The organism is Pseudomonas sp. TR47, from assembly GCF_044143025.1.
Classification (GTDB): Bacteria; Pseudomonadota; Gammaproteobacteria; order Pseudomonadales; family Pseudomonadaceae; genus Aquipseudomonas; species Aquipseudomonas putida_E.
This window is the reverse complement of record NZ_JBHFCS010000001.1, coordinates 1-23396: the sequence shown is the minus strand read 5'-3', so window position 1 is coordinate 23396 and position 23396 is coordinate 1. Positions and strand designations below refer to the sequence as shown.

At 59.2% G+C, this 23396-nt stretch carries 26 protein-coding genes and 1 pseudogene; 17 read left to right on the top strand and 10 right to left on the bottom strand.

Features of this window, described 5'->3' with window-relative positions; all coding sequences use genetic code 11:
- From ACEWE8_RS00135 to ACEWE8_RS00125, 3 genes are all read right to left on the bottom strand, one after another.
- The gene (locus ACEWE8_RS00135) at positions 1–813 is read right to left on the bottom strand and encodes a putative RNA methyltransferase (RefSeq protein ID WP_046784327.1); all 813 of its coding nucleotides are present in this window, start codon (positions 811–813) and stop codon (positions 1–3) included.
- On the bottom strand, positions 813–1964 hold the full coding sequence (gene dapE, locus ACEWE8_RS00130; RefSeq protein WP_046784326.1) for a succinyl-diaminopimelate desuccinylase: 1152 nt from the start codon (positions 1962–1964) through the stop codon (positions 813–815). The genes ACEWE8_RS00135 and dapE overlap by 1 nt, the downstream gene beginning before the upstream one ends.
- A gap of 105 nt (positions 1965–2069) precedes the next feature.
- Positions 2070–4661, bottom strand: a complete 2592-nt coding sequence (locus ACEWE8_RS00125) for a glycosyltransferase (protein ID WP_046784325.1) — start codon at positions 4659–4661, stop codon at positions 2070–2072.
- A 132-nt stretch (positions 4662–4793) separates the two neighbouring features.
- Here ACEWE8_RS00125 and tcdA point away from each other — a divergent pair, with 132 nt between their 5' ends.
- The gene (tcdA, locus tag ACEWE8_RS00120) at positions 4794–5603 is read left to right on the top strand and encodes a tRNA cyclic N6-threonylcarbamoyladenosine(37) synthase TcdA (RefSeq protein ID WP_046784324.1); all 810 of its coding nucleotides are present in this window, start codon (positions 4794–4796) and stop codon (positions 5601–5603) included.
- Between the two features lie 21 nt (positions 5604–5624).
- Here tcdA and ACEWE8_RS00115 read toward each other — a convergent pair whose 3' ends face one another.
- From ACEWE8_RS00115 to ACEWE8_RS00100, 4 genes are all read right to left on the bottom strand, one after another.
- A complete protein-coding gene (locus ACEWE8_RS00115) occupies positions 5625–6035 on the bottom strand; it encodes a SufE family protein (RefSeq protein WP_046784323.1) in 411 nt (136 codons plus the stop codon).
- Positions 6032–7237 carry a cysteine desulfurase gene (locus tag ACEWE8_RS00110; protein ID WP_046784322.1) on the bottom strand — a complete coding sequence of 402 codons (1206 nt, stop codon included), beginning with the start codon at positions 7235–7237 and terminating at the stop codon, positions 6032–6034. The genes ACEWE8_RS00115 and ACEWE8_RS00110 overlap by 4 nt, the downstream gene beginning before the upstream one ends.
- An 82-nt stretch (positions 7238–7319) precedes the next feature.
- On the bottom strand, positions 7320–8354 hold the full coding sequence (gene dapD / locus ACEWE8_RS00105; protein WP_046784321.1) for a 2,3,4,5-tetrahydropyridine-2,6-dicarboxylate N-succinyltransferase: 1035 nt from the start codon (positions 8352–8354) through the stop codon (positions 7320–7322).
- Positions 8355–8396: 42 nt separating this feature from the next.
- Positions 8397–8744 (bottom strand): ArsC family reductase, encoded by a 348-nt coding sequence (locus ACEWE8_RS00100; RefSeq protein ID WP_075043977.1) that lies wholly within the window; start codon positions 8742–8744, stop codon positions 8397–8399.
- A 316-nt stretch (positions 8745–9060) separates the two neighbouring features.
- On the opposite strand from ACEWE8_RS00100, the pseudogene ACEWE8_RS00095 reads away from it, so the two are divergent.
- Positions 9061–9510: pseudogene (locus ACEWE8_RS00095) on the top strand (cation:proton antiporter); the annotation flags it as partial.
- Between the two features lie 274 nt (positions 9511–9784).
- Here the strand turns inward: ACEWE8_RS00095 and ACEWE8_RS00090 are convergent.
- Positions 9785–10246 (bottom strand): helix-turn-helix domain-containing protein, encoded by a 462-nt coding sequence (locus ACEWE8_RS00090; RefSeq protein ID WP_046784319.1) that lies wholly within the window; start codon positions 10244–10246, stop codon positions 9785–9787.
- Between the two features lie 129 nt (positions 10247–10375).
- Between ACEWE8_RS00090 and ACEWE8_RS00085 the strand changes: the two genes are divergently transcribed.
- From ACEWE8_RS00085 to ACEWE8_RS00020, 14 genes are all read left to right on the top strand, one after another.
- Positions 10376–10771, top strand: a complete 396-nt coding sequence (locus ACEWE8_RS00085) for a DUF6957 family protein (protein ID WP_046784666.1) — start codon at positions 10376–10378, stop codon at positions 10769–10771.
- 48 nt (positions 10772–10819) lie between these two features.
- Positions 10820–11290: a hypothetical protein gene (locus ACEWE8_RS00080; protein WP_046784318.1), complete on the top strand. Its 471-nt coding sequence runs from the start codon at positions 10820–10822 to the stop codon at positions 11288–11290.
- 2 nt (positions 11291–11292) lie between these two features.
- Positions 11293–11676, top strand: coding sequence for a hypothetical protein (locus ACEWE8_RS00075; protein WP_046784317.1), 384 nt, complete (start codon positions 11293–11295; stop codon positions 11674–11676).
- Between the two features lie 81 nt (positions 11677–11757).
- Positions 11758–12324: a hypothetical protein gene (locus ACEWE8_RS00070; protein ID WP_223255076.1), complete on the top strand. Its 567-nt coding sequence runs from the start codon at positions 11758–11760 to the stop codon at positions 12322–12324.
- Positions 12325–12665: 341 nt separating this feature from the next.
- A complete protein-coding gene (locus ACEWE8_RS00065; RefSeq protein ID WP_046784315.1) occupies positions 12666–13031 on the top strand; it encodes a histone-like nucleoid-structuring protein, MvaT/MvaU family in 366 nt (121 codons plus the stop codon).
- A 409-nt stretch (positions 13032–13440) separates the two neighbouring features.
- Positions 13441–14226, top strand: coding sequence for an SDR family NAD(P)-dependent oxidoreductase (locus tag ACEWE8_RS00060; RefSeq protein ID WP_046784314.1), 786 nt, complete (start codon positions 13441–13443; stop codon positions 14224–14226).
- Between the two features lie 58 nt (positions 14227–14284).
- On the top strand, positions 14285–14845 hold the full coding sequence (locus ACEWE8_RS00055; protein ID WP_046784313.1) for a TetR/AcrR family transcriptional regulator: 561 nt from the start codon (positions 14285–14287) through the stop codon (positions 14843–14845).
- A 94-nt stretch (positions 14846–14939) separates the two neighbouring features.
- Positions 14940–15272, top strand: coding sequence for a carboxymuconolactone decarboxylase family protein (locus ACEWE8_RS00050; protein WP_009681453.1), 333 nt, complete (start codon positions 14940–14942; stop codon positions 15270–15272).
- Between the two features lie 45 nt (positions 15273–15317).
- Complete coding sequence (locus ACEWE8_RS00045) at positions 15318–15989, top strand: DsbA family oxidoreductase (RefSeq protein WP_046784312.1); 672 nt, start codon at positions 15318–15320, stop codon at positions 15987–15989.
- Between the two features lie 67 nt (positions 15990–16056).
- Positions 16057–16623 (top strand): OsmC family protein, encoded by a 567-nt coding sequence (locus tag ACEWE8_RS00040; protein WP_046784311.1) that lies wholly within the window; start codon positions 16057–16059, stop codon positions 16621–16623.
- 28 nt (positions 16624–16651) lie between these two features.
- Complete coding sequence (locus tag ACEWE8_RS00035; protein ID WP_080952048.1) at positions 16652–17749, top strand: alkene reductase; 1098 nt, start codon at positions 16652–16654, stop codon at positions 17747–17749.
- Positions 17750–17798: 49 nt separating this feature from the next.
- The gene (locus tag ACEWE8_RS00030; RefSeq protein ID WP_046784309.1) at positions 17799–18014 is read left to right on the top strand and encodes a 4-oxalocrotonate tautomerase family protein; all 216 of its coding nucleotides are present in this window, start codon (positions 17799–17801) and stop codon (positions 18012–18014) included.
- A gap of 252 nt (positions 18015–18266) precedes the next feature.
- Positions 18267–19106 carry a class II aldolase/adducin family protein gene (locus ACEWE8_RS00025; RefSeq protein WP_009681448.1) on the top strand — a complete coding sequence of 280 codons (840 nt, stop codon included), beginning with the start codon at positions 18267–18269 and terminating at the stop codon, positions 19104–19106.
- Positions 19107–19178: 72 nt separating this feature from the next.
- Positions 19179–20492 carry an MFS transporter gene (locus ACEWE8_RS00020; RefSeq protein WP_046784308.1) on the top strand — a complete coding sequence of 438 codons (1314 nt, stop codon included), beginning with the start codon at positions 19179–19181 and terminating at the stop codon, positions 20490–20492.
- A gap of 28 nt (positions 20493–20520) precedes the next feature.
- Here ACEWE8_RS00020 and ACEWE8_RS00015 read toward each other — a convergent pair whose 3' ends face one another.
- A complete protein-coding gene (locus ACEWE8_RS00015; protein WP_046784307.1) occupies positions 20521–21408 on the bottom strand; it encodes a LysR substrate-binding domain-containing protein in 888 nt (295 codons plus the stop codon).
- Positions 21409–21511: 103 nt separating this feature from the next.
- Here ACEWE8_RS00015 and ACEWE8_RS00010 point away from each other — a divergent pair, with 103 nt between their 5' ends.
- Positions 21512–22465, top strand: coding sequence for an AEC family transporter (locus ACEWE8_RS00010; RefSeq protein ID WP_046784306.1), 954 nt, complete (start codon positions 21512–21514; stop codon positions 22463–22465).
- Positions 22466–22508: 43 nt separating this feature from the next.
- Here the strand turns inward: ACEWE8_RS00010 and ACEWE8_RS00005 are convergent.
- Positions 22509–23396, bottom strand: an 888-nt coding sequence (locus ACEWE8_RS00005) for a LysR substrate-binding domain-containing protein (RefSeq protein ID WP_395589203.1), incomplete at its 5' end; no start/stop codon positions are given.

Here is a 23396-nt window from a genome sequence, read left to right as displayed (position 1 = left end):
TCAGTCTTGGCGCACGAAATAGTCATAACGCATGGAAACCGTGACGTCGAAGGGCTCGGCCTGGTCGATCACCCGCGCGCGTTTCTCGGCACTGGCGCGCCAGCCGTGCGGGGTCATGGCCAGCAGGTCGGCGCGGGCTTTGGGTGCAGCCAGGCTCAGCCGGAACTCCAGGGTTTCGCTGTGGGCATGGGCCATGCCCTGCGGTACCAGGGCCAGGTGTTTGTTGTCGGCATAAGGGCGAACTTCATCGTAGAGCACTTCGCGCAACTCCATCAGGTGGCCGCTGGTCGGGCCCACCCGCATCAGGCCGCCACCCGGGCTCAGCAGGCGCTGGGCCTCGGCCCAGTCCAGCGGGCTGAAGACGCTGGCGATGAACTGGCAACTGGCATCGGCCAAGGGTACGCGGGCCATGCTGGCGACCATCCAGGTGACCGAAGGCTCGCGGCGGCAGGCGCGTTTGACGGCTTCGCGCGAGATGTCCAGGGCGTAGCCGTCAGCCTGTGGCAGGGCTTGGGCGAGCTGCGCGGTGTAGTAGCCTTCGCCGCAGCCGATGTCGAGCCAGGCGCCGGGCTGGCGCTCACTGGCCAGCTCGGCCAGGCGGCGGGCCACGGGCGCGTAATGGCCGGCATCGAGGAAATCCCGGCGTGCTTCGACCATGGCCTGATTGTCGCCAGGGTCACGGCTGTTCTTGTGCTGCACAGGCAGCAGGTTCAGGTAACCCTGGCGGGCACGGTCGAAGCGGTGGCCGGCCGGGCACACCACGCCGTTGTCGAGCCGCGTCAGGGCCGCATGGCAAATAGGGCAGGCGAGCATCAGGCGAGCAACCGCACCAGGGTCTGGTAGTAGATCTCGGTCAGCAGGTCGAGGTCGCTGGCCAGGATGCGCTCGTCGACCTGGTGGATCGTTGCATTGACCGGGCCCAGTTCAACGACCTGGGTGCCCATGGTGGCGATGAACCGGCCATCGGACGTACCACCGCTGGTGGACGGCTGGGTATCACGGCCGGTGACGCCCTTGATGCTGGCCGACACGGCATCGAGCAGTTCACCGGGTTCGGTCAGGAATGGCAGGCCCGAAAGCACCCAGTCGATCGACCAGTCCAGTTCATGCTTGTCGAGGATTGCCGATACTCGCGCTTGCAGGCCTTCGACCGTCGACTCGGTGGAGAAACGGAAATTGAACACTGCGGTCAGATCGCCAGGTACCACATTGGTGGCGCCGGTACCGGAGTTGAGGTTGGAAATCTGGAAGCTGGTCGGTGGGAAGAACGCGTTGCCTTCATCCCAGTGTTCGGCGGCCAGCTCTGCCAGCGCCGGCGCGGCCAGGTGGATCGGGTTGCGCGCCAGGTGCGGGTAGGCCACGTGGCCTTGTTTGCCGCGCACGGTCAGTTTGGCGCCGAGCGAGCCACGGCGGCCGTTCTTGACCACGTCACCGAGCAGGGTAGTGCTCGACGGCTCGCCGACGATGCACCAGTCCAGGCGCTCGTTGCGCGCGACCAGGCGCTCGACCACAGCCTTGGTACCGTGATGGGCCGGGCCTTCTTCATCGCTGGTGATCAGGAAGGCGACCCTGCCGCGGTGGTTCGGGTAGTCCTGCACGAAACGCTCACTGGCGACCACCATGGAGGCCAGGCTGCCCTTCATGTCGGCGGCGCCGCGACCGCAGAGCATGCCGTCGGCATCGATCAGTGCCTCGAACGGCTCATGCTGCCACTGCTGCACCGGGCCGGTGGGGACCACATCGGTGTGGCCGGCGAAGCACAGCACCGGACCGTCCTGGTTACCATGGGTGGCCCAGAAGTTGTCGACGTCCTCGATGCGCATCGGTTCGAGCTGAAAGCCCACGGCGCCCAGGCGCTTCATCATCTGCGCCTGGCAGTCGGCGTCGACAGGGGTGACCGAGGGGCGACGGATCAGGTCGCAGGCCAGTTGAAGGGTAGGCGAGAGCTCGGCTGGGGCCGTCATGGGGAACTCCGGGGCAAGGCAAGGCGGAAAAACGAGGGGCGTTATCTTATATCAAACAAGGGTTGTCGGCACGGGGCATTGGGCCGCTGCGCGGCCCCGGCATCCTCAAGCCTCCTGAGGCTCGGCCATCTTGTGCTCGGGCTTGGGCAACGACGACAACAGTGCCATGACCAGCGCCGCCAGGTATGGCAGTGACTGCACCAGCAGCATCGCGACCCAGAACCGCATGTCCGAGCTCGGCAAACCTTGCACCAGGTAGATCCCGGCTGCCGCGCCCCACAGCAGCAACATGATGAACAGTTCTTCGCGCGCTTCGGCAATCGCTACCAGCAATCCATGGCTATCGGCATTTTTCGGCGTGCGGAAGAACGGCATGCTGCTGGTGAAGAACCCGTACAGCACCGCCTTGGCGATGGTGTGCGACAGCGCAAGCCCGGCCAGCGCCGCTGCGAATGCGTCCTTGAGGTTGACCCCGACCGCTCGGCGATAAAGGAAGATGATCTTGGCTACCTTGAAGAAGAACAGCGCCAGGGGCGGGATGGCGAAGATCATCAGGGGTGGATCGACCCGATGCGGCACGATGATCATCGCCGCCGACCAGAGCAGGGCGCCGACAGTGAAAAAGATGTTCATGCCATCGGCGACCCATGGCAGCCAGCCAGCCAGGAAATGATAGCGCTGGCCACGGGTCAGCTCGCTGCCCTTGCCGCGCAGCAGGGCGGCGGCGTGGTGCTTGATGATCTGGATGGCGCCATAGGCCCAGCGGAAACGCTGCTTCTTGAAGTCGATGAAGGTGTCGGGCATCAGGCCCTTGCCATAGCTGTTGTGGGCGTAGGCGGCCGACAGGCCTTTTTCGAACACCCGCAAGCCCAGTTCGGCGTCTTCGCAGATGCACCATTCGGCCCAGCCCAGTTCTTCTAGCACGCTGCGCCGGGTCATGGTCATGGTGCCGTGCTGAATGATCGCGTCACGGTCGTTGCGGGTGACCATGCCGATGTGGAAGAAACCTTTGTACTCGCTGTAGCAGAGCTTCTTGAAGGCGCTCTCGTGCTGGTCGCGGTAGTCCTGCGGCGACTGCACCACGGCGATCTTCGGGTCGGCGAAGTGCGGCACCATGTGCTTGAGCCAGTTGCGGTCCACGCAGTAGTCCGAGTCGATCACTGCGATCACTTCGGCATCCTTGGCGGTGTGCGGCAGCAGGTAGTTCAGCGCGCCGCCCTTGAACCCGGCCAGCGGCGCGACGTGGAAGAACTTGAAGCGCTCGCCGAGCTTTTCGCAGTGGGCCTTGAGCGGCTCCCACACGGCTGGGTCCTTGGTGTTGTTATCGATCACCAGCACTTCGTAGTCCGGGTAGTCCAGCGCGGCCAGGGCGTCGAGGGTCTGTTTGACCATCTCTGGCGGTTCGTTGTAGCAGGGTACATGCACCGAGACCTTGGGCCGGTAGGCACTGTCGCCCTGCACCGGCAGAAACTCCCGGCGGCGTTTGTGAATCCACACCGCCTCGGCCAACTCGTGCGCTTCGGTCAATAGCACGATGAACACGCCGAGTGCGCCCAGTGCCAGCAGTACGCCGACAGTCAGGCTGAACCAGGTGCTGTACTGCTGGCTGTAGTCGTAACCGATCCACACCAGCACTGACCCACAGAGGAAGGTAATGAAGGTGAGGAACGTCCGGCCGCGTTGGCGCAAGGCTGAGCCGTCGATCAGCAGTACGGTGAGGGCGAGCATTGCCAATACCACCGAGGCGACCGCCAGCGCACGCCATTGCGGTATCGCCACCACCGGCCCTTCAAAATTGAATTTCTGCTGGCGTTCGGCATTGAATACGCCCCAGTAGGCGCCTACCGAGCCCTCGTCACTGGCTTTCCAGGGTTGGTCGTAGGCTTCGATGACGAAATAGTTGTAGCCACGGCGGTTGAGGGTGTTGACCAGCGTGCGCAGGTAGATGGCCTGGTCGGCCTGGGTGGCGTCGGCGCCGCCGCGCATGCGGCCGTTGCTCGGCCAGCCGACTTCCGAGAGCAGCAATGGCTTGCGCGGGAACTGCTGTTTCAGCTCACGGGCCCGATCGAGGACGAACTCCACGGAATCCTTCATGGGCACGAACTCCCAGTAGGGCAGGATGTGCGCGGCAATCAGGTCGACGTGCTTGGCCAGTTCCGGGTGTTCCTTCCAGATGTGCCACTGTTCACTGGTGGTTACCGGCACCTTGACTGCGGCTCGCACCCGGTCAAGGTACTGGATCAGTGCTTCGGGCGTGACCTCTTCGCGGAACAGCGCTTCGTTGCCGACCACCACGCGAACCACGCTGCGCGAGGTGTTGGCCAGTTCGATGGCCGTGGCGATCTCACGCTCGTTGCGCTCCAGGTCCGGGCTGATCCAGATGCCCAGGGTGACGCGAAGCCCAAGCTCCTCTGCCAGCCGCGGGATATCGGCCTGGGTGCCTTCGACGGTGTAGATACGGATGCTGTCGGTCAGCTTGTTCATCTGCTCCAGGTCTTGGCGCATCTCGGCGTCGCTTGGGTATTGGCCTTTTTGCGGGCTTTCCCCCAGACGGAATGGCGAGTACGAGAAACCTGATATCTGCTCAGGCCAGGCTGGCGCGGAAACCGGCCGATTGATCAGCGCCCAGAACCCGGTGAACAGTGCGGCGATGGCCAGGACAATCACCAGGTTCAAGCCGAATTTGCGAGATGACATTGTCGTCCATATCTGTCGAAGTAGTAGGACATTAAAGCAGGATCAGTAGGTGTTTTCCTAACGATGGAGGTCATCCGCGCTGCTGGCCTATAATGCGCGCCGTTTTAGCGGTATGAGCCTCGGGGTACGAACATGAGCACAGAAGATCCGCGCTTTGCAGGCGTTGCCCGGCTGTACGGCGACGAAGGGCTGCAACGCCTTAACCAGGCCCATGTGGCGGTCGTCGGTATCGGCGGGGTGGGCTCCTGGGTGGCCGAGGCGCTGGCGCGCAGTGGCGTGGGTGAGATCACCTTGTTCGACCTGGATGATGTCTGTGTCAGCAACACCAACCGCCAGGCCCATGCCCTGGAAGGGCAGGTGGGGCGCCCCAAGGTCGAGGTGATGGGCGAGCGCCTGCGGGCGATCAACCCGGCCTGTACGGTGCATGCGGTGGCTGACTTCGTCACCCGCGACACCATGGCTGAGTACATCACCGAGCAACTCGATTGCGTTGTCGACTGCATTGACAGCGTGATGGCCAAGGCGGCGCTCATTGCCTGGTGCCGGCGGCGCAAGATCGCGATCGTTACCACCGGCGGAGCAGGTGGGCAGATCGACCCTACACAGATTCAGATCGGCGACCTCAACAAAACCTTCAACGACCCGTTGGCCTCGCGGGTGCGTTCAACCCTGCGGCGCGACTACAACTTCTCGCGCAACGTCAGCCGCAATTATGGGGTGCCATGCGTGTTCTCCAGCGAACAACTGCGCTACCCCAAGGGCGATGGCAGTGTGTGCCTGCAGAAGAGCTTTGTCGGTGAGGGGGTGCGCCTGGACTGCGCCGGGGGCTTTGGCGCGGTGATGATGGTGACCGCGACCTTTGGCATGGTGGCGGCGAGCAAGGCGGTGGAAAAGCTGGTGGCTGGCGCCCGGCGGCCGTCGGAGCGGGTCAAGGCCGAGTAAGGCGCGCGGTCGGTGCTGGGTTCAGTTGGCTGAAACCAGCTCGGCCATCCGCTGTAGCACCGCATGCAAGCCATTGCTGCGCGATGGCGACAATTGCCGCTCCAACCCCAACCGGGTAAACCACTCGCGCAGGTCAAGCGCCGCCAGCTCGCGGCTGTCGAGCCCTTGCACCCGCACCAGCAGCAATGCCAGCAGGCCACGCAACAACCGCGCATCACTGCTTGCCTTGAACTGCCATTGGCCGTCGTGCTGTTCAGCTACCAGCCATACCAGGCTTTCACAGCCGTGAACGCGGTTGTGCTCGCACTTCTGCGTATCGCTCAGCGGTTCCAGTTGCTCACCCATCTGCATCAGAAGCCGTGCACGCTGCTCCCAGCCGCGGGCGTGCCCGAAGCGCTCCAATGCTTCCTGGGCGTGTACTGGCAGGTTCATCGCAGCAGCTCCAGGCCTTGATCGAGGGCATCGAAGAAGCGTTGCAGGTCATCGCTGTCGTTATACAGGCCCAGCGATACCCGAATAGCACCTTCGAGCCCCAGCCCTTTGAGCAGTGGCATGGCGCAGTGATGGCCGGCACGTACGGCAATGCCCTGCTCTGTCAGCAGGTGGGCGATGTCGGCATTGTGCACGCCGTCGATGACAAAGCTGGCCAAGGCAGCCTGTGGTGTGCCCAGTACCCGCACCCCCTCACGGTCGGCCAGCCCGCGCAGCAGGTGATGGTGAAGGTGGGTCTCGTGGTGCTCGACGGCCTGGCCATCGAGGCTGGCCAGGTAATCGAGCGTTGCCCCCAGGCCGATCACCCCGGCGATCGGTGGTGTGCCTGCCTCGAAGCCCAGCGGTGCCGGGCGGAAGCTGGCACTCTGGTAGTCAGCCAGTTGCACCATTTCACCGCCGAACTGCCAGTGGCGCAGCAGTTCCAGCGCCTGCGCACGGCCATACAGTACGCCGACGCCTTCCGGGCCATAGAGCTTATGGCTGGAGAATACATAAAAATCACAGCCCAGCTGCTGCACATCGTGGCGGCCATGCACCACGCCCTGAGCGCCATCGACCACAGTCAGCGCCCCTTGGGCGCGGGCATGGGCGAGTAACGCTGGCAGCGGCTGCCAGGTGCCGAGCACATTGGACAACTGGCTGACCGCAAGCACGCGAGTACGTGGGCCAACCAACTGCAGCGCCTGGTCAAGGTCGATGCGGCCATGCTCATCCAGTGGCAGTACCACCAGGCGCAGGTTGCGCCGCCGCGCCAGTTGTTGCCAGGGCAGCAGGTTGGCGTGGTGCTCCAGTGCGCTCACGGCGATTTCGTCGCCTGCCTCCAAGCGGTGTTCCAGGCCATAGGCCAACAGGTTCAGGGCCGAGGTGGCGCCGTGGGTAAAGATGACCTGCCTCGATTCGGCGGCGTTGAGCCAGGCAGCGACCTTGTCGCGGCTGGTTTCAAACGCTTGTGTCGCCAGCGCGCCGGGCAGGTGCTGGGCACGGTGCACGTTGGCTGCGCCGTGGCCGTAATAGTGGCTCAGGGCATCGAGCAGGGCCTGGGGCTTCTGGGTGGTGGCGGCGCTGTCCAGGTAGGTCTGGTGCTGCCGTTGCAGGGCGGCGATGGCGGGGAAATCGGCACGCCAGGGGGAGGGCTGGAACATGATCACGGGGCCTGGAATGAAAATCGGGTCTGGCGTGAGTGCGCCAGACCCGATCTTAACACTTCGAACCCTTCGGGAGTTCTCAGTTGTGGGCGTGCAGCGCCTCGTTCAGCTCGATCGCCGATTTGTGCGTCTTGCACTCTACGGCGCCGTTGAGCGAGTTGCGGCGGAACAGCAGGTCGGTCTGGCCAGCCAGGTCGCGCGCCTTGACCACTTTGACCAGCTCATTGTTCTCGTCGAGCAGGTTGACCTTGGTGCCGGCAGTGATGTACAGGCCGGCTTCGACGGTGTTGCGGTCGCCCAGCGGGATGCCGATGCCGGCGTTGGCGCCGATCAGGCAACCTTCACCGACCTTGATGACGATATTGCCGCCGCCGGACAGGGTGCCCATGGTCGAGCAGCCGCCGCCCAGGTCCGAGCCCTTGCCGACGAATACGCCGGCCGAGACACGGCCTTCGATCATGCCCGGGCCTTCGGTGCCGGCATTAAAGTTGACGAAGCCTTCGTGCATGATGGTGGTGCCTTCGCCGATGTAGGCGCCCAGGCGCACGCGGGCGGTGTCGGCGATACGCACGCCGGCCGGGACCACGTAGTCGGTCATCTTCGGGAACTTGTCCACCGAGAACACTTCCAGCAGCTCGCCTTTGAGGCGCGCTTCCAGTTGCAGCTCGGCCAGCTCGGCCAGGTCGACGGCGCCCCGATTGGTCCAGGCGACGTTCGGCAGCAGCGGGAAGATGCCTGCCAGGCTCACGCCGTGCGGCTTGACCAGGCGGTGGGACAGCAGGTGCAGCTTGAGGTAGGCCTCTGGGGTCGAAGCCAGGGCAGCGTCTTCGGCCAGCAGGGTGGCGACCAGCGGCTTGTGGCTTTCGGCCAGGCGGGTCAGCAGGGCAGCCTGGGCGGCATCGATGCCTTTGACGGCTTCGGCCAGTTGCGCGGCCTGGGCATTGCTGAAGGTGATGGCCTGGTTGCCACCTTCATAACCGAGGATCGGCGCGACGGCGGCGACCAGCTCGGCGCTCGGCTTGAGCAGTGGCTGTGCGTAGAACACTTCCAGCCAGGTGCCCTGGCGGTTCTGGGAGCCGACACCAAAGGCCAGGCTGAACAGGGTATTGGACATGTGATTACCTCGTGCGAAATAGGGTGCGATGCGTAGATGGACTCAGGCCAGCGCAGCGGCGTACAGGTCAGGTTTGAAACCGACCAGGGTGCGTGCGCCAAGGTCGAGCACCGGGCGTTTGATCATCGACGGCTGAGCCAGCATCAGCTCGACGGCCTTGGCCTGGTCGAGGTCGGCCTTGCTGGCATCGTCGAGCTTGCGGAACGTGGTGCCGGCACGGTTGAGGATCACTTCCCAGCCGTGCTCGTCGCACCAGCGGTTCAGGCTGTCACGGTCGATGCCTTGAGTCTTGTAGTCGTGGAATTCGTAGGCGATGGCTTGGTCTTCGAGCCAGGTGCGCGCTTTTTTCATGGTGTCGCAGGCTTTGATGCCGTAGAGCGTGTAGGTCATTGTGTGCATTGGGGCCACAGGCTGCCCCAATCTCTCCATTTCCGAATGTCAGTCGCGCGATTATGCGGGAACGACTCTTTGAGCGCCACGGGTGGGGCTAAATGGGCGCACTCGGGGGGAGGGGGCGTCCCAGTGGCCCTGGTAAGGCTCACGCCATGCCCTGCCAGCCCAACTCCAGTATCATCATGTTACATATTCATCCGCCTCCTGCGACTTTGGTGCAGCGGCCCATGATTGCCCCACCCCGCTAACATAGTGCTTCTGTGGCGATTTTTCGCCCTGGATTGACTTCGGTTCACAAAGGAAGCTTTAACGGATGCAGTCAGCCTATACCGTCCTCATCCTGCTGACGCTGGTAAGCGTGTCGAAACTGGTCGGGCGGGTGATCCCCTTGCCGTTGCCGCTGGTGCAGATCGGTGCCGGTGCGCTGTTGGCCTGGCCGACCCTGGGGCTGCATGTGGCCCTGGATCCTGAGCTGTTCCTTTTCCTGTTCCTGCCGCCGTTGCTGTTTGCCGACGGCTGGCGCATCCCCAAACGCGAACTGTGGCGCATCCGCGGGCCGGTGGTGGCACTTGCCGTGGGGCTGGTGCTGTTCACGGTGGTCGGCGCCGGCTACTTCATCCATTGGCTGCTGCCGAGCATCCCACTGGCGGTGGCCTTTGCCCTGGCGGCCGTGTTGTCGCCTACCGACGCCGTGGCAGTGTCGGCCATCACCCAGGACCGCCTTCCCACCCCGCTGATGCGCATGCTTCAGGGGGAGAGTTTGTACCCCCTATATGCCCTACAGACAGACACCGCCAACCCCCCGGTTTACCTAGGTTTGTCCAAACGAGAAACTGTCCATCTCTCCGCAGCCTGAAATGGACACCTTCAATATTAGGTAAATTGAACGATCAGTTCAGCGATGTCCCGCCGCGACCAGATGGATGCCTGGTTGGTATGAGCACTGCCTCCGGATTCGCTGACTCGTCGCCTGTATAACTCGGGCAGTACCGTGGTCGATTTCGTTAGTGTCATCTAGATGAACAGCCCCTTAACCGTCAGTCTTCGGACACCTGATTCCACAATCGACGCAACGTCGACTCGGGCATCCCAAGCTGTTTTGCAGCCTGACTTCGAGTAAGCCCTTTTCCCTTCAGCTCCTGTACGGCCTGCCATTTCTTCCGCGCAGCTGAAACGTTGAGCGGAACCTTTCTTTCAGGCTCCGAGGTTTGGTTGGTGTCAGCCAGTCCGAGGGCTTCAATCTCGGCCAGCGAGGCGAGGAGGACTTCCCTAGGCGTGCGATTGCTGTCCCGAGAAACGGTCAATGCAATCAAGGCGGTCAGCTCAAGATCAAGCGCAGCAGCCAATTTTTGGCTCACATCCAACGTCACCGAATGCTTACCGCTCTCCACCTTGCTGATGGTCGTTTGATCCAGGCTGGATGCCATGGAGCGCTGCGTGTTGCCTTTGCTTTGGCGCAGCATCTGGAGCACTGCCGCAAAGGATTGGCGGAGCGACATTACAAATCCCCAAAAACCAAGATGTATGCCGCGTTTGCCTATCGCCAAACAAACGAATATATTCCTCAACATGGCGGTCAGGCCCTCGGGTCTGCAATATATGGAAAATGAAATGCGGGGATGTGCTTGATGGAAAGCCCACTCAGCGACGGGCTACTGGGGGAGGGAGGCGTTGATCTGGTCGGCTCTGAACTGTCCCTTGACGATGTGCTCCTCGCTGCTCGAGAACACTACAAGCGGATGCCTCTTTGCGTGGTCGAGGATTGGGTGATCCTAGATGCCATCCTCACGGAAGATGAGCAGGCCAAGGTAGCTGCGGCTGGATGTCAGCCCATGTTCTTGTTTGCCCACAATGTCGTGCACGACGAACAGCGGCGCTTTGAGCCTGGCGATTGGGTGCGGTCGACAATCGCTCGAACCTTCAATGATGGGTACATCTTCGAGACCAGGAACACCGTCTACCTGCTCAAGGGGCCAGGCCAACGGAAGTCGTCTTCGCTGCAAGGCATCTTCTCAATCTTCTAAGTGTCACGGCCCCGCTTGTGACGACTCGACTGTTTCAGAGATCAAGATATGTTCCATTCCCACCAAGCCGACATGGCCGGCATCCCAGGCATGTTTGGCGATGGACTCATGCATTGGCACGGCGTTTCCCGAGCGCTCGCTACCCACTGGTACCACGTGAGCGTTCAGCGTCTCCATGAAGGCCAATTCAGGAATTATGAGGAGATGATCAACGATGAGGCCCGGCTCGTTGAGTTGCTGTTGGCTCAAGATGAGAGCCTAGTTGTGCGGGAAGTCCAAGCCGTTACCCCGAGCTGGATGAACAAGGATGCCGGTTGGAAGATGGAGAAGCTCACGTCGCTCTCGATGGGACACAACCAGGCTGGTGTGGTCGTCTGTGTTCTGGAAGTGGAGGGTGGTGCTGTGTACGTCGATACGCATGAGCCTGGTCTCGGTGCGGACTCCCTGAACGGCGTCAAAGAGCTGTATCGACGTGGTATGGCTCAGGCCAGTGCTGCAGCGGAGCCCCGGAGGGCGTAGGCATGACAGAGGACAACACGGTAGAGGTCGACTTCCACGTTAAGCGCTACAGCGATTTCGATCTGCTGCGGATCGCTCGGGCTGTGGGCCAGGGGTATGACGGCGAGATCACTGCGTTTCTGGTGAATGTCCACATTCATCGACTCAGTGCCGTTGGCGTCGTCTTCGGGCATGTGCGGCAAGGGCCTCATGGCCGATTCGCCGATGGGCACTTGATCCAGACCTCCGACATCGTGGCTATCAAGAAGGAAGGTAAGTTTTGGGTGATCACGACCATGAACTCGAAATACGTCGTGGCAACTTTTCGCCGTGATGGTGGGCGCCGGAGCCTGAGGGATTTCTGCCGCTTGGTCGGAGACCACTTCCCCAATACACAGCTGCACTGATTTAGATCGAGTCTGAGCACGTTGACTTGTGCTCAAGGCTTTCCCCTGCCTGTCATTCAGCAATTGAGCAAGGAGCTGCAAGTGTTTATAAAGTTTGAATATCTGAAATTTGCTGGCTGCCTAGAGGACATACGAGTTTTCGAGCATCTCACGGGTTTCGTGCAGGTCATCATGAAAATTGATGGGATATTAATTCCCAATGTTAAAGTCCCGATTCAGATCTATGAAGATCTGGAAAAAGGGTCACATGTTGAGTTCTATGCTCTCGTGCAGAACTCAAAAAATAAGGTCAAAAATACTGCAATCGTCCTTGCAGCGAAGACCACGAGCGGACGGCTCCTCCGTGTGGCCAGCATGAGATATAAAGTGCAGCTGCACTTCTGGGTAATTGCTGCGATCTGGGCTGCTGTGGCGTTTGTTTTAAGTTGGATTGCCCTGGTTTTCGGATCGGATTTTTTGATTAGCGGTCGCTCGACTCCGCAGCAATGGGATTTTATAAATGGCGGAGCCTCAGTCATAGGAATTTTGACAGGAGGGTTCTTCGTGGGTTGCGGTATTTACCTATTTCACAAGACTTCAGTGCTTGATACGTGGAAGTCAATTGCACCCTCGTTGCTTGTAGAGCGTTTCAGCAAACTGCACCGCTGATCCTTGGGCGGGCCGCTGTCGCGGACGGCTCTCGTGAACCAAGCCCTGCTACTGCCGGGCTTAGCCCTCCGGGCGTTGATCCTCCCGCCTTTCGGCCATCCCTGGCCGGCGCGCTCCGCTTGCAATTTGGTCGAAAACCCAATGGTTATAGGGCTTGTAACGTGGTTTTGGGAATGTAACGTTGGCGCTGTTACATTCCAGAATTAGCGTTACAACCCTAGTCACTGAAGGGCGGGCCGCTCCATCGGATCATAGGGCTTAGGCGACTTGAGATTGCTATGACTTTCTTCAGCCGATTCTGTAACCTTGCTAGATCATTAGCCTCCTACGGAAAACGCCCCATGTCCCGTCTCGCTGAATTTCGTCGTCTAGAGCAAAAACTCGCTCAGCAACTGGCTGAACTCGAAGCTATGAAGGGTGATGACGCCATCAAAGCCGAGATGGAGTTTGAGGAGAAGCTGCGTGCTCTTCTCGGGGAGTATGGCTTCAGCTTGCGCGACGTGATCAGCATTCTTGATCCCAAGGCCTCTGCACGTACTCCGGCCCCAGCCGCCCAGGAAAAGAGCAGCCGTAAGCCCCGCGAGCTGAAGATCTATAAAAACCCGCACAGTGGTGAAGTGGTTCAGACCAAGGGTGGTAATCATGCAATTCTGAAGGCATGGAAAGCTGAGCACGGCGCTGAAACCGTCGAGTCCTGGCGTCAGTAAACATTGCGCCTTGACGCAATGAGTACACGATAGGTAGCCTCATCGTATATGTGTCCGACACCAAAGCCTCTCTGAGGAAAAGACCTCTTCAGCGACAAATCAAACCCCGTCGCGGGGAGTCGGAGACCCCGAGCTACACCATTAAAAACCGCCTGTTGGCGGTTTTTTTGTTTCCGTCTCGACCTGGCTTGGGCAATCCAAGAACGATCAAATGAATGGTGTCTTCGTGCTGGTCATTGGCTGGTCTAGCTTCCTTGAGTTGTACCGGTTTCTGATCCGCCCGGGCTAGCGTCCCCTCGCGGTGTCATCCACTCCCTCTGGCCGATCACGACAGGCGGTAGCTTGACACTCAAATCACACAGGCCTAATCTACCTACCAGTAGATAGACAAACCGACGAGGTATTACTCATGCAGTTCAAAGGTCGCAAGCTTCTGGTTGTAGGTGGTACGAGCGGCATCGGACTTGAAACCGCACGTATGGTGGCGGAACAAGGCGGCTCAGTCGTGATCGTGGGTAACCGTGCCGAGAAGGCCGAAGCGGCCCGTAAAGAGCTGGCAGCCCTGGTAGGTGAGAGTAAGGTCGTTGCCTATTCGGCTGACCTCACCGACTTCGCCAGCGTGAAGGGGTTGATCGAGAAGTTGGCTGCCGAGCACAAGGATATTGATCTGATGGTCAACTCCGCCGGCATCTATTACCCCAAGGCCTTCGTTGAGCACTCGTTGGAGGACTACGACAACTTCCTCAACCTCAACCGCGCCATTTTCTTCCTGACCCGTCATGTGGCTGCGGAGTTGGTCGCGCAGAAGAAGCCAGGCTCTATCGTTAACGTAACGGCTGCGGCTGCTCGGCAGGCTGTTGAAGGCGTACCCGCATCGGCTTACTCGATGGCCAAGATCGGCCTGGACACTCTCACTCGCCACGCGGGTGCAGAGTTGGCAGAGCATGGTATCCGCGTCAACTCGGTAAGCCCCGGTATCGTGGAAACCAAGATCTTCGAACGCTTCATCCCTGGTGATCAGCTGGACGGTGCCCTGAAGGATTTCAACAATTTCCACCCGCTGGGTCGCAATGGCACACCACGTGATGTGGCTGACTCAATCGTCTTCCTGCTGTCGGACAAGGCGTCTTGGGTAACCGGCGCGGTCTGGGATGTTGACGGCGGGGTCATGGCCGGTCGTAAGCAAGGCAAGTAACATAGCGTGCAGTGGCCGGAATCGCTTTTCTGGTCGAGCGATTTTGGCAGGAGATTTTATGGCACTGGCAACACGGGACGCGTTAATTCAAACCGCTGAAGGGCTGATGCGTACCAAAGGTTACGCGGCATTTAGCTATGCGGATCTTGCCGATGCGGTTGGTATTCGAAAGGCGAGCATCCACTACCACTTCCCCACCAAGGAAGACCTGGGGATTGCAATCGTCGAAGAGTACGTATCGCGGGTGGAGGCTGAGTTCGAACGCATCGAAATCAATCACCCCACTGCATTGGACAGGCTTCATGCGTTCTTTGTGTTGTTCCATGCAAGCACCGAAGGTGGGCTGCTGCCTCTGTGTGGCGCATTGGCTGCAGAAATGGCGGCTTTGCCTGATGGGCTTCAACGACAAACGCGCCGTTTCTTCGACGTGCAATTGTCCTGGTTGACCAAGGTCATGGATCAAGGAATTACCTCGGGAGAGGTTAGCAAAGGTCGTGGCGCCAGAGAAAAGTCGTATTTGCTGCTGAGCATCCTTGAAGGCTCAAGCTTCATTAATTGGGCTACCAACGAGGATGATCACGTGAATAAGTCAGTCATTCGGATGGTTGCAGAGTATTGATCTCTGCTTGAGAACAGGGCCGAAACGGGTCACGTGTCGGCCTTTTTTTGAAATGTCTTACCTATCAACCAGTAGGGTGGTAACTATGTCTAGCATGCCAAATTGGGAACAAACCATCACCGACGTCAGCGCCCGCCTGAAGGAGTTCGGCGCACATTCGCCTGACACCCTGCGGGGTGTGGCAATGCTCGGTAACGCCGGTAACAAAACCAATCACCTGGACGCGAAGACTCGCGAGCTGATCGCACTGGCGGTGGCAGTAACGACTCGCTGTGACGGCTGCATCGCGTTCCATGCAGCGGAAGCCAAGAAGCTTGGCATCACGACCGAGGAAGTGGCTGAGGCACTTGGAGTAGCGGTGAATCTGAATGCCGGCGCGGCGGTTGTTTACAGCACCCACGTGCTGGATGCCATGGATCGTAGCTGATAGCCCAGGCCGTTCTTTGTGACAGCAGAGGTGCAGAGGAAAGTTATGAAAAAGATCACGGTTGAAGTCTATTCCGACTTTGTCTGTCCCTGGTGCTGGATAGCAAAGAAGCGGTTGGAGCAGGCAATCGGCGCTCTTCCGAGCGACGTAGAGGTTGAAGTTGTACCCAGGGCCTTCCGCTTGGCCAAAGGCATGCAGCCCATCGCATTCGAGAAGGCACTGGTGCTGAAGACAGGTAGCCAGGCTCGTGCACAGGTCTTCATGGAAGCTATTCAGGAAGTCGCCTCTCTTGAGGGCTTGGACTACCGCTTCGATGTGATGCGTTTCGGGGACACCAGTGCGGCGCATCAGTACGTGAAAGCCATTTCGAGTCCGACGCTACAGGCGAAATATGTAGAGCGACTCTACGCAGCTGGAACTACAGAGGGGCGCGACATTTTCGATGAGCGAACACTTAAAGATCTTGCAGCTGAAGTTGGTGCTGCTGACCTCTTTGGATTCGATTCTTCGGAAGCAGCGATTCTCAGCGATGAAGCAACCGTTAAGGGGCTTGGCACTGGCATCCCATTGTTCGTTGTCAATGGCAACCGCTATCTCTCAGGGGCCCAAGAGGTTGAGGTGTTTTCTAAGGTGCTGAAATCAGCTGTTGAGGATCTTTCGAACGATGGAGAAAGCGTGAGTGGAGCAAGTTGCTCGATTTCTGGTTGCGAGAGCTGACCAGGCCATCGCCTTCACCTGTTTTTTAATTCTAATTTTTTATCCACGATTTTGAGAGGAACTGAAAATGGACAAGCATCTCAACGGTATCGATGTCGCTGCTCTGCAAGCCTTTGCACAGGGCGTCGCTGAAGATCCAGCCAAGCGTCACGCACGCTTCAAAATCAACACCAAGTGGGAACATCAGACCCGCACCGTGGCGACCATTGACCGCTTCCACCTGAGCGGCACCGACTACCCACGAAACGTCCAGATCGCGGCTGATGAGCCACTGGAACTGCTGGGTACCAACTCTGCCCCCAACCCGCAGGAGCTACTCATCTCTGGCCTGAACGCCTGCCTCTCAGTTGGCTATGTGGTGAACGCATCGGCCATGGGCATCACTATCCACAGTCTGGAAATCGAAACCAGTGGTGAGCTGGATCTGCGTGGCTTCCTGGGCCTGGACGAGAGCGTCAACCCAGGCTTCGACGAGATGAGCTACGTGGTGCGCATCCACACCGATGCACCTGCAGAAAAAGTGGAAGAGCTACACCGCATTGTCACCAAGACTTCCGTGAACCTCGCCAACTTCTCGAAGGCCATCCGCATGGTGCCCAAGCTGGAAGTTATCGCCGGCCAACCAGCCGCCTGATTCACGAAGTCGTTTGCAGAGGTAGATCATGAAAAAGCTGTTTACTCCTTACGACCTGGAAGGCCTCAAACTCGCCAACCGCGTTGTGATGGCCCCAATGACCCGTACCCGGACGGAAGACAATGTGCCGTCCGAGCTGACCGCTCTGTATTACGCGCAGCGGGCCTCGGCGGGCCTAATTATCACTGAAGGCCTGCCGATCTCCGACGAGGGGCGCGGTTACCTGTACACCCCCGGCATTTACACCGACGAGCAGACCCGCGCTTGGCGCGAGGTAACTGATGCCGTTCATGCTAAAGGCGGCAAGATCTTCGCCCAGCTGTGGCATGTAGGCCGGATGTCTCACGAATCGCTGCAGCCTGGCAACGCAGCGCCTGTTTCGGCAAGTGCCGAGCCTGCTGTGGGTACTACGGTTTACGCCTGGACTGCACCCGGTGTGGCTGGCCCGGTCGCACCGAGTGTCCCGCGTGCTTTAACTGTGGATGAGATCCACCGCGTGACCGAAGACTTCGTTGCCGCCGCACTGCGAGCGGTGGATGCGGGCTTCGATGGTGTGGAGCTGATGGCGGCTAACGCATTCCTGTTCGACCAGTTCCTGAGCAGCCAAATCAACACGCGTACCGATGAGTACGGCGGCTCGATTCAAAACCGACAGCGCTTCTTGCTGGAAACGGTCGACGCGATTGCTGATGCCATTGGCAGCTTCCGTGTCGGTGTTCGTATCTCGCCGTTTGGGCGCCTGTATGACCTTCGCCCGTACCCGGAAGAGGAAGCAACCTGGAACAGTGTTGCTGCCGAATTGAACGAGCGCGAATTGGCCTTCGTCCATCTGAACTACCAGCCAACACTGGACGCGGTTCCATTCCCGGATGGTTTCTACAAGCAGTTCCGCTCGCTCTATAAGGGCACGGTCATTGGCGCAGGTGGCTTCACCGCTGAGCTGGCAGAAGCGGAGCTGCAGAACGGCAATCACGATCTGATCGCCTTCGGCACCTCCTACATCGCCAACCCCGATCTGGTGGAGCGGATGCAAAACGGCTGGCCTCTGGCCCCCAGCGATCATTCCACGTTCTACGGTGTGATCGGGGCAAGAGGCTACACGGACTACGCGCCTTACCAGGCTTAATCAGGCGTGTTGATCATCGCAATAACCCAATAACTGAAGGAGTACGGTTATGCCATTGGTAACTGTGAAAGGCATCGAAGGTGTTTTCTCTGCAGAGCAGAAGGCAGAGATCATCAGCAAGATCACCGACGCCATGGTCTCGGTTGAAGGCGAGAAAATGCGTGGTGTGACCTGGGTCATCTTTGAAGAAGTGAAGAGCGGTGAGTGGGGCATCGGTGGTGAGCTCATTACCACTGACAAAGTCAGATCTATGCAAAACGCCTGACACCCTTCCGACGCTGCATCGCAACATCAGTGCAATGTGCCCTGGCGTTTACTCGCTCCAGGGCATTTTGCGTTTCAAGGGCTGAATTGCGATCAGGCCCTCGAGAGCTTTCGTAACGCCAGCTTCATGCCGTAGATGCCAAACAGCCAAGACTGAATTTTATTGAGCCTTGCTTGAAAACGGATCGTTTGTCACCCCCACGCCAGATCGAGACCATGACGTCACCCCAAACAATAACCAGAGGTGGTAATCGTGGAATCGGTACTCAAACTTGACCCAACCGCAGGCGGTAAGAAGCGCATTTCGATTTATCAGCCTGAACAGGAAGGGCTCATCTTCCCCGAGATCCCTGAGTTCAAGAACTTCGAAGAAGAGCGTCAGTACCGCAAGAAGCACTTGGTGGCAGCGTGCCGCGCATTCGCTGAGCACAGCCTCGATTACGGCTTTGCCGGTCACCTGACCGTCCGTGATCCAGAGTTTCCTGAGCTGTACTGGACGAACCCGATGGCCGTTCACTTCTCACAGGTCAAGATGTCCAACCTGATCCTGGCCGACCACAAGGGCAAAGTAGTTCAGGGTGACTACGCCATCAACCGTGCCGGTTTCGTGTTGCACGCTGCCGTTCACGAAGCGCACCCGGACATCGTTGCGATGTGCCACGCTCACACCATCTATGGTGGCGCATGGGCATCCACCGGGCGTCCGCTGCTGCCGATCACCCAAGATGCTGCCGTGTTCTTTGAAGACCACGTCGTCATCACAGCAGAGGCTGGTGCCGTTGCGGTGGAGACCAAGGCCGGTAACGCCGTCTGCGATTACTTCAAGGACGTGCGCGCTGCTATTCACCAAAACCACGGCCTGCTGACCGCGAGCCGTCACAGCATCGATGAAGCCGCATTCTGGTTCATTGCCCTGGAGCGTTGCTGCCAGCAGCAGTTGCTGATCGAAGCCTCTGGCATCACACCGAAACTGGTCTCGCCAGAGCGTTGCCGCTACAGCCGTGAAAACGTGGGCAGCCCCTTCATTGGCTGGCTGCACTTCCAGGCGCTGTACGACAAGATTGCGGCTGAGCAGCCTGACATGTTCTCGTAACGCCCTCTGGCGCTGTCCGTCCGGGCGGCGCCTATTCCTTACCGCACAATAACAATGACTGGAGATAGGCAGATGCCTAATGCTCTTGATGCTGCCTGCGTCCCCGATTCGAGTTCCATTCCGGACGAGTCAAAGCTGTACGCGCGCTTAACCCTTCGACTGATCCCCTTCCTCTTTCTTTGCTACGTGTTCGCTTACCTGGATCGGGTGAACGTCGGCTTTGCCAAGTTGCAGATGCTTGACGAACTCAAGTTCAGCGAGACTGTGTACGGCCTTGGGGCCGGGATCTTCTTCTTCGGTTACTTCATCTTTGAAGTGCCGAGCAACATGATGCTGCACAAGATCGGCGCTCGTCGTTGGATCGCCCGCATCATGGTCAGCTGGGGTGTACTGTCAGCCTGTATGGTGTTCGTACAAACGCCCGCCATGTTCTACATGCTGAGATTCCTGCTGGGGGTTGCTGAGGCCGGATTCTTCCCCGGTATCATCCTTTACCTGACCTACTGGTTCCCGTCTTCCCGGCGCGGGAAAATCACTGCGATGTTCCTCACTGGCATCCCCATGGCGGGTGTCCTTGGCGGGCCACTCTCGGGGTGGATCATGTCGACCACTCACGGGTGGCATGGCTATTCAGCCTGGCAGTGGCTGTTCGCCCTCGAAGCAATACCTTCGATCATTGCCGGCTTCGTCGTCCTCTTCTACCTGCGTGACAATCCGGACGATGCCAAGTGGCTCACCACGGAAGAGAAAGCCGTCCTAAAGCGTAATCTTCAGGGAGAAGACCAGTCGCACCATGGACACTCTGCTTTCAGCGCCTTCACCAATGCCAAGGTGTGGCTGCTGAGTGCAGGCTACTTCGGCGTGATGATGGGCTTGAACGGAATCACCTTCTGGCTTCCGTCGCTGATCAAAAACTCGGGAGTTCAGAATGCGGCGGAAGTCTCACTGCTGACCACTATTCCGTATGCCCTGGCGACGATTGCCATGGTCATGACCGGGCGGCATTCGGATAATGTACTAGAGCGTCGCTGGCATGCGGCGGTGCCTGCGGTGATCGGCGGCTTGGGGTTGGTGCTCGCCACCACTACAGAGCAAAACCCCATGTTGACGGTGGCATTTCTCTCGGTGGGGGCCATGGGCGTGATGACTGCTATGAGCCAGTTTTGGTGCTATCCGCCTGCATTCCTAGGCGGTGTAGCGGCGGCGGCAGGGATCGCGATGATCAACTCCATCGGCAACCTGGCTGGGTTCATTAGCCCCTACTTGATCGGCTGGGTGAAAGACACCACTGGCTCTACCAGCATCGCGCTCTACTGCATCGCGGCTGCGCTGCTGTGTGCTGCGGTGGTCTGCCTGGCGATGCCCAAATCGGTGGTGAACCGTTAGCAATCGAGTATCGATGCCCGCCGAGCGATCATGGCTGATCAAGGCGGGCGCCGACCGATTGAATGAAGGCGGAAAGGCATGGGTTGGAGTTCTCCATGTTCCAGACCATCCCTAGGGTGATCTCGGGTGCGTTGGTAATTGGAATGAACCGAACCGAATCTGGATTCGATTTCGACATGGACGTCGGAATGATCGAGACGCCGAGACCTTCACCAACCAGATTGACTATCGTCCCTTGCAGCTGGGTGTACATCCGCACGCGAGGTTCGAATCCACTGTCTCGACATAGTTTGAAGATTGTGTCGTGCAGGGCGGAGGCGGTGTCGCGAGGGCTCAAGATGAAGGGCTCATCAATGAGGTCTTGGACTGTTACCGACTTTTTGCGTGCCAGCGGATGATCTCCCGGCACCGCGATACTCAGGGACTCACGCTGCAATTCCCGATATTGATACGGTGGCTGAACCGTGGCTTTGAAGGTCAGGCCAATATCGCACTCTCCGGTCTCGACAGCTTTCATCAAGGCGCCAGGTATCAGCTCGCTCAGTTCAAGGTTCACACCGGGAGCGTTTACAGCGTAGGACTTGATCATCTTGGGTAGGCCCGACCAGGCGATCATGGACGTAAATGCGATACGCAACTCCCCCTTCTCGCCCCGAGCGACAGCTTGAGTGGAGCGAATCGCCGAGTCCATAGCCTGTATGACCAGTTGCGCGCTTCGTTGAAACTCGGAACCTGCTGCGGTGAGCTCCACCGACCGGGAGGTGCGAGCGAACAGCCGGCAGCCTAGCTGAGATTCAAGATCAGCAATCTGACGACTCAGTGAGGGCTGCGCTACGTTTACCTGCGCTGATGCTTTGCCGTAGTGCAGGTGGTCGGCCAAGGCAAGAAAGTAGCGTAAGTGGCGATGTTCGATCATTGATGCTCCAGAGGTATCGATCTGATACTTCATAGTCATTGGACTGCATTGGTCGGCGATTTTAATCTATGCAGGCCTAAAATCCCCTCCAAACGTGGAAGTCATGTACACCGTCCTTGCAATCGTTTTGCCGATCTTTGCCCTCATCCTCGCAGGCTTCATCTGCCGCAAGACCAACCGACTCGGAGACCAGGCCGCCTCCGAGATCAACAAGATGGTGGTATGGCTCTGCCTACCCGCGCTGCTGTTCAAGGTGACCGCGACCGCGTCGTGGGCTGAAATCTGGCAGCCTGGCTTCATCATTTCCTTCGGAGCCGGCACGCTGGCCATTTTCGTCGCTACTTTGATTTGGCGGTTGAGTACCGGCCACAGCCTTGCCACTTCAAGCATCGACGGCTTGAGCGCTGGCTATGCGAACACTGGCTACATCGGCATTCCGCTGTGTGCGATTGTCTTCGGCCATCCAGGTCTTCAACCGGCGCTCATTTCGACGATCATCGTTGTGTGCCTGCTCTTCGCCATTGCGGTGATCTGCATCGAAATCGGCTTGCAGGAAGAGCGGCATCTCGGCAGAGCAGTAGGGGTCGTAGTGAAGGCGCTGTCCAAGAACCCTCTGGTGATTGCGCCCATCGCTGGGGCTGTCTGGGCAATGACAGGTATTCCGCTGGCTCACCCAGTCAGGAGCTTCCTCGACATGCTCGCTACGGCTACCACGCTTTGTGCTCTCGTTTCGCTTGGCCTGTTCTTGGGCCAGAAAACGGTCAAGTCGACTGGAGGGAAGAGCAACCCTTGGCCGCTGGTCACCATCAAGCTCGTGGGACAGCCGCTACTGACCTGGTTCCTGGCGTTCAAAGTCTTCGCGCTGCAGTCGATGTGGGCCAATTCCGCGCTGTTGCTCAGCGCCTTGCCCACCGGTACTGGGCCCTTCATGCTGGCTGAATTCTATCGTCGGGAGGCAGGGCTTATCTCCCGCACCATCCTGATCTCCACCTTGGGTTCCCTGGCTACCCTAACCGGGCTGATGATCTGGATGAATACGGGTATTGCAGGGGCCTAGGGTTAGCCGTTGCTGCTGACAGTGGAGCGGTGAAGGGCGAGCATCAAGCTTCATGGATCTGGTTCATGATCCATTCCTTGAACCGCTCAATCTTGCGGCTCCCTTTCATCGAGCCACGGTAGCAGAGGAAATGCATCTCCCGCTGCAAGGGAGGCTGATGTCCATTCAGTACGACCAGAGAGCCTTGGCGCAACTCTGTCTCTGCCAGACGGGTGGACTCCAGGGCAATACCCAGCCCATCCGCTGCGGCGGAGAGGACGAGCGCGGCACGGTCGAACGACAAACCGCCCAAGTCTGCGCGTTCGGCAATCCCTTCATGGCGGAACCAGTCGCTCCAGCGCACTGGGCTCAGTTGGGAGTCGATAAGTGAGCCAGGCTTAAGCAGGTGCGGTTCGAGCGTCTGGGAAACGTCGAAGAACTGCTTCGAGCTCATTGGGGCGATAGTCTCCAACCCCAGAGGTTCGGCAATCACGCCCACCCGCTGGATCGGCGCCCCGTAGGTGATCGCAATGTCGATCTCCTCGTGTCGGGTGAGCTCAGGCGGCGTGGCGCTGGAAGTGAGGCGGATATGAAGCGGATTGGGTTCACTGACGAGGCGAGCGAGGCGTGGTGAAAGCCATTTGGAAGCAAAGCTTGGCGAGCAATGAACGGCCAGGTGCAGTTGCTCGGCGCTCGGCATCCACATAGAAAGTGCAGACTCCAGGCCGTCGAGCGCGACGGTCAAGCGCTGGGCAAGCGCCCGCCCCTGGATCGTCAACTCCACCGAGCGAGGCTGACGTTTGAACAGCTCCATGCCCAGAGTGGCCTCCAGCTTTCTGACCTGGTGGCTAACTGCCGAGGCGGATAGATGGAGCTCATCGGCGGCGGCAACGAAGCTTTCCAGGCGCGCAGCAGCTTCAAATGCTTTGATTGTGGCGAAGTTAGGAATCTT